The sequence below is a fragment of the Hyalangium minutum genome, assembly GCF_000737315.1.
Classification (GTDB): domain Bacteria; phylum Myxococcota; class Myxococcia; order Myxococcales; family Myxococcaceae; genus Hyalangium; species Hyalangium minutum.
The window spans coordinates 1-5,947 of sequence record NZ_JMCB01000038.1 but is presented as its reverse complement, the minus strand read 5'-3'; the positions used below and the strand labels follow the sequence as shown (position 1 = coordinate 5,947).

General features: G+C 55.9%; 2 tRNA genes and 3 rRNA genes. All 5 read left to right on the top strand.

The features are described 5' to 3' along the window. Positions 1–404: 404 nt before the first annotated feature. The 5 genes from DB31_RS44055 (at position 405) to rrf (ending at position 5,890) form a co-directional block, all read left to right on the top strand. Positions 405–1,940, top strand: a 16S ribosomal RNA gene (locus tag DB31_RS44055). A gap of 205 nt (positions 1,941–2,145) precedes the next feature. Further along, positions 2,146–2,222 (top strand) — tRNA-Ile (locus DB31_RS44050). A 79-nt stretch (positions 2,223–2,301) separates the two neighbouring features. After that, positions 2,302–2,374, top strand: a tRNA-Ala gene (locus DB31_RS44045). 267 nt (positions 2,375–2,641) lie between these two features. Beyond that, positions 2,642–5,609: ribosomal RNA gene (locus tag DB31_RS44040) — 23S ribosomal RNA — on the top strand. A 164-nt stretch (positions 5,610–5,773) separates the two neighbouring features. Continuing rightward, positions 5,774–5,890 (top strand): 5S ribosomal RNA (rrf, locus tag DB31_RS44035). Together the 16S, 23S and 5S rRNA genes with 2 tRNA genes alongside form the textbook arrangement of a ribosomal RNA operon. Positions 5,891–5,947 lie beyond the last annotated feature (57 nt).

Genomic DNA, 5,947 nt, shown 5'->3' with positions numbered 1-5,947 from the left:
CCGAAACCGGTTGACAGAGAAGGCGGCGGCGAAGTAAAAGCCGCGCCCCTCCTCGAAGCGAAAGAACGAAGCCACTGGGCGGGTTCAGAAGCGAAGAGGAGAAAGCGGAAAAGGCGAAGTTGACAAGCCGGACCGCCTCGAATAAAAGAATCGCCCCCGGTTGTTGAGGGGAAACCGCTGAGAAGCGGGAACGGTAGCAGAAAGCCGTGAGCAGTACAACGGCTCGGTCTTTGAAAACCAAATAGCAAGCCCAAGAAGAAGACGATTGCGGAAGCTTCGCAGTCAATTTCCGAGGTGCTCTAAGAGGAAAGCGCGAGAGCGCGAGCCCGGAGCACCATATGAACAGCGAGTTTGGTTTTCCTTAGCCGGAAGCCAGACTGACGCCGGTTCAACTCGACAGAATACAATTGGAGAGTTTGATCCTGGCTCAGAACGAACGCTGGCGGCGTGCCTAACACATGCAAGTCGAGCGCGAATGGAGCAATCCTAGTAGAGCGGCGCACGGGTGCGTAACACGTGGGTAATCTGCCTAGAAGCCTGGGATAACCAGTCGAAAGATTGGCTAATACCAGATAAGCCCACGGGGACTTCGGTCCTCGAGGGAAAAGGTGGCCTCTGTATACAAGCTATCACTTCTAGATGAGCCCGCGGCCCATCAGCTAGTTGGCGGGGTAATGGCCCACCAAGGCAACGACGGGTAGCTGGTCTGAGAGGACGATCAGCCACACTGGAACTGAGACACGGTCCAGACTCCTACGGGAGGCAGCAGTGGGGAATTTTGCGCAATGGGCGAAAGCCTGACGCAGCAACGCCGCGTGTGTGATGAAGGTCTTCGGATTGTAAAGCACTTTCGACCGGGACGAAAACCCTGAAGCTAACATCTTCAGGTTTGACGGTACCGGGAGAAGAAGCACCGGCTAACTCTGTGCCAGCAGCCGCGGTAATACAGAGGGTGCAAGCGTTGTTCGGAATTATTGGGCGTAAAGCGCGTGTAGGCGGCTTTGCAAGTCGGGTGTGAAAGCCCTCAGCTCAACTGAGGAAGTGCGCCCGAAACTGCAGAGCTTGAGTGCCGGAGAGGGTGGCGGAATTCCCCAAGTAGAGGTGAAATTCGTAGATATGGGGAGGAACACCGGTGGCGAAGGCGGCCACCTGGACGGTAACTGACGCTGAGACGCGAAAGCGTGGGGAGCAAACAGGATTAGATACCCTGGTAGTCCACGCCGTAAACGATGAGAACTAGGTGTCGTGGGAGTTGACCCCCGCGGTGCCGTAGCTAACGCATTAAGTTCTCCGCCTGGGAAGTACGGTCGCAAGACTAAAACTCAAAGGAATTGACGGGGGCCCGCACAAGCGGTGGAGCATGTGGTTTAATTCGACGCAACGCGCAGAACCTTACCTGGTCTTGACATCCTTGGAATCCTTCAGAGATGAGGGAGTGCCCGCAAGGGAACCAAGAGACAGGTGCTGCATGGCTGTCGTCAGCTCGTGTCGTGAGATGTTGGGTTAAGTCCCGCAACGAGCGCAACCCTCGCCTTTAGTTGCTCCGCAAGGAGATCTCTAGAGGGACTGCCGGTGTTAAACCGGAGGAAGGTGGGGATGACGTCAAGTCCTCATGGCCTTTATGACCAGGGCTACACACGTGCTACAATGGCCGGTACAGAACGCTGCAAACCCGCGAGGGGGAGCCAATCGTAGAAAACCGGTCTCAGTTCAGATTGGAGTCTGCAACTCGACTCCATGAAGGCGGAATCGCTAGTAATCGCAGATCAGCACGCTGCGGTGAATACGTTCCCGGGCCTTGTACACACCGCCCGTCACACCATGGGAGTCAATTGCTCCAGAAGTCATCTCACCAAGAGGTGCCCAAGGAGTGGTTGGTAACTGGGGTGAAGTCGTAACAAGGTAGCCGTAGGGGAACCTGCGGCTGGATCACCTCCTTTCTAAGGAGACCGGGTGCACGGCACTGCCTAGGCAGAGCAGGGTGCACCAGGCGGCGCAAGCCGCCGTGGTCAACTAGGTCAATAGCTACGCAATCGTCAAAAGGGTTTGCTATTTGGTTTTGAAGGACCGAGCACGGCTCGGTTCTTTGACACTCTGGATGCTGATAATCGGGTATCTCTCCCGCTTTGCGCAGCCAGCCTCTCTGGGCCTATAGCTCAGCTGGCTAGAGCGCGCGCCTGATAAGCGCGAGGTCGGTGGTTCAAGTCCACCTAGGCCCACCAACTCCACTCTAATGAGAGTGGCAGCTCGGTGGCCGCCAGCATGGCTTCCCCTAAGGTTTTGCAGTAAGAAGGGCCTCGAGGGGCTGTAGCTCAGCTGGGAGAGCGCCAGCTTTGCAAGCTGGATGTCGTCGGTTCGATCCCGATCAGCTCCACAAGTTTTCCAAAGGCGGTGGTACAGCCCGAGGGAAGCGTTCTTTGACAAGTGCATACGAAGGCAGAATTTAAGATTTCTGCTGAGTCAAGAGAAGTTCTCAAGCTGACTCCCAGGGGAAGGCAACGCCGTGAGGCGAAGTCTCTGAGGGAGGCAGCATCAAGCAAGTGATTCTTTCGGGCTCGCCGCGAAGAGCGGGGGCCTGGATCTTGGTCTCGAGTTTCGACAATCCCGCCGGGAGGTGGGCGTGAAGACGAGAGATCAGGGTAAGTAAGCTACTAAGGGCGTGTGGTGGATGCCTAGGTGCTCAGAGGCGATGAAGGACGTGGGTGGCTGCGAAAAGCTTCGGGGAGGTGCCAACCGACCGTTGATCCGGAGATGTCCGAATGGGGAAACCCACCGCGGTGAATAGCTGCGGTACTCCTTCCTGAATTCATAGGGGAGGAAGAGCGAACCAGGGGAAGTGAAACATCTCAGTACCCTGAGGAAAAGAAAACAACGAGTGATTCCCGGAGTAGTGGCGAGCGAAACGGGAACAGCCTAAACCGAGTCCACGCAAGTGGCCTCGGGGTTGCGGGTCCGCGGTAGGACCTTGGTTTGTTAGCGGAACAGCCTGGAAAGGCTGACCAGAGAGCGTGATAGTCGCGTACGCGAAAACGAACTGAGGCCGAGCGGGGTACCCAAGTAAGACGGGACACGTGCAATCCTGTCTGAATCTGCCGGGACCATCCGGTAAGGCTAAATACTACTGAGCGACCGATAGTGGACAAGTACCGCGAGGGAAAGGTGAAAAGAACCCCGGTGAGGGGAGTCAAAAGAACCTGAAACCACATGTCTACAAGCAGTCCGAGCACTACGGGGCAACCCAGTGCGAGGGCGTACCTTTTGCATCATGATTCGGCGACTTAATGTACGTAGCGAGGCTAAGCCGCTAGGTGGAGCCGGAGCGAAAGCGAGTCCGAAATGGGCGAATAGTTGCGTGCATTATAACCCGAAGCGGGGTGATCTACACATGGCCAGGATGAAGTGCGGGTAACACCGCATGGAGGTCCGAACTCATGAGAGTTGAAAATCTCTGGGATGAGCTGTGTGTAGGGGTGAAAGGCCAATCAAACTCCGTGATAGCTGGTTCTCCCCGAAAGATATTTAGGTATCGTCTTGAGTCATTCAGTACCGGAGGTAGAGCACTGGAACGGCTAGGGGTCTCACCAGATTACCAAACCGTACCAAACTCCGAATGCCGGTAACTGTTATCTCAGGAAGCAGTCAGTGGGTGATAACGTCCATTGGCAAGAGGGGAATAACCCAGACCGACAGCTAAGGCCCCCAAATCTAGTCTAAGTGAACACTAGAAAGGATGTGGCAAGTCATTGACAACCAGGAGGTTGGCTTAGAAGCAGCCATCCTTTAAAGAAAGCGTAATAGCTCACTGGTCAAGACAGGCCGCGCCGAAAATGTAACGGGGCTCAAGACTAGTGCCGAAGCTTCGGGTCATGCAGGTTTAGACTTGCATGGCGGTAGGGGAGCGTCCCAGCTGCAGCGAAGCTCGACCGTAAGGGCGGGTGGAGCGGCTGGAAGTGCTGATGCCGAAATGAGTAGCGATAAAGGGGGTGAGAAACCCCCTCGCCGTAAACCCAAGGTTTCCTGGGTCAAGTTAATCTTCCCAGGGTTAGCCGGAGCCTAAGCCGAGGCCGAAAGGCGTAGGTGATGGGAAGCAGGTTAATATTCCTGCGCCATCTTGTAGTCGTTGAACTGAGGGAGGACGGAGAAGGCTAGACGAGCCGGATTGTGGTTGTGCCGGTCCAAAGATGTAGGGGTGTCGCGTACGATTAAAGGCGCGGCAGCTATCCCCGAGATCCCATGGCGCCCCGCAAGGGGTAAGTCGTTGATGCCACGCTTCCAAGAAAAGTCCCGCAGGGAGACTATAGGGTGTCCGTACCGTAAACCGACACAGGTGGGTGAGGAGAAAATCCTAAGGCGCTTGAGAGAACTCTCCTCCAAGGAACTAGGCAAATTTCCACCGTAACTTCGGAAGAAGGTGGGCCTCTGGTAGGTGTAGGCGTACAGCCGAAGCCGAGAGAGGTTGCAGAGAAATGGCGGTAGCGACTGTTTACCAAAAACACAGGACTCTGCGAAGGCGACAAGCCGACGTATAGGGTCTGACTCCTGCCCGGTGCTGGAAGGTTAAGGGGATTCGTCAGCCGCAAGGCGAAGCGATGATCCGAAGCCCCAGTAAACGGCGGCCGTAACTATAACGGTCCTAAGGTAGCGAAATTCCTTGTCGGGTAAGTTCCGACCTGCACGAATGGAGTAACGACTTCCGCGCTGTCTCGGAGAGGGACTCAGCGAAATTGAAATAGCTGTGCCGATGCAGTTTACCCGCAGCAAGACGGAAAGACCCCGTGAACCTTTACTATAACTTGACAGTGACACTAGGGATTGACTGTGTAGGATAGGTGGGAGCCTTTGAAGCCGGGCCGCTAGGTTCGGTGGAGGCAACGGTGAAATACCACCCTGTTGATTTCTGGTGTCTAACCACATCCCGTCATCCGGGATTGGGACACTGTCTGGTGGGTAGTTTGACTGGGGCGGTCGCCTCCCAAAGAGTAACGGAGGCGCGCGATGGTTCCCTCAGCCCGATTGGAAACCGGGCGACGAGTGCAATGGCATAAGGGAGCTTGACTGCGAGACAGACATGTCGAGCAGGTGCGAAAGCAGGTCATAGTGATCCGGTGGTCCTGAATGGAAGGGCCATCGCTCAACGGATAAAAGGTACTCCGGGGATAACAGGCTTATCTCCCCCAAGAGTTCACATCGACGGGGAGGTTTGGCACCTCGATGTCGGCTCATCGCATCCTGGGGCTGGAGCAGGTCCCAAGGGTTTGGCTGTTCGCCAATTAAAGCGGTACGCGAGCTGGGTTCAAAACGTCGTGAGACAGTTTGGTCCCTATCTGCTGTGGGCGTAGGATACTTGAGAGGCTCTGACCTTAGTACGAGAGGACCGGGTTGGAGACACCTCTGGTGTACCAGTTATCACGCCAGTGGTATCGCTGGGTAGCCATGTGTCGATTGGATAACCGCTGAAAGCATCTAAGCGGGAAACCGACCTCAAGACCAGGTATCCCGGGCGCAAGCCCCTGAAGAGCCGTCGAAGACTACGACGTTGATAGGCCGGGTGTGTAAGCGCGGTAACGCGTTGAGCTAACCGGTACTAATTGCTCGTGCGGCTTACTTTATCCTCATCTCTTGCACGCTCCCTCACGGGGAGTAAGGGATTCGAGGCCAAGGTCGAGGCCCGGTGGTGCCCTAGGTGGCACGCCGGCCCGAGAGAATCACGGCATACAGCTTCTCTTCTCAGCAGCAATCATTTCTGCCTTCGTATGTGCCTTGTCGCCCATTTTCCGGTGGCTATGTCGGAGGGGTCACACCCGTTCCCATCCCGAACACGGAAGTTAAGCCCTCCAGAGCCGATGGTACTCCGCGGGAAACCGCGTGGGAGAGTAGGTCGCTGCCGGATTTTTTTTACTCATGCGCCCCTGGCGCCCTTCATTGGGCCCCAGGGGCGCTTTTTTTT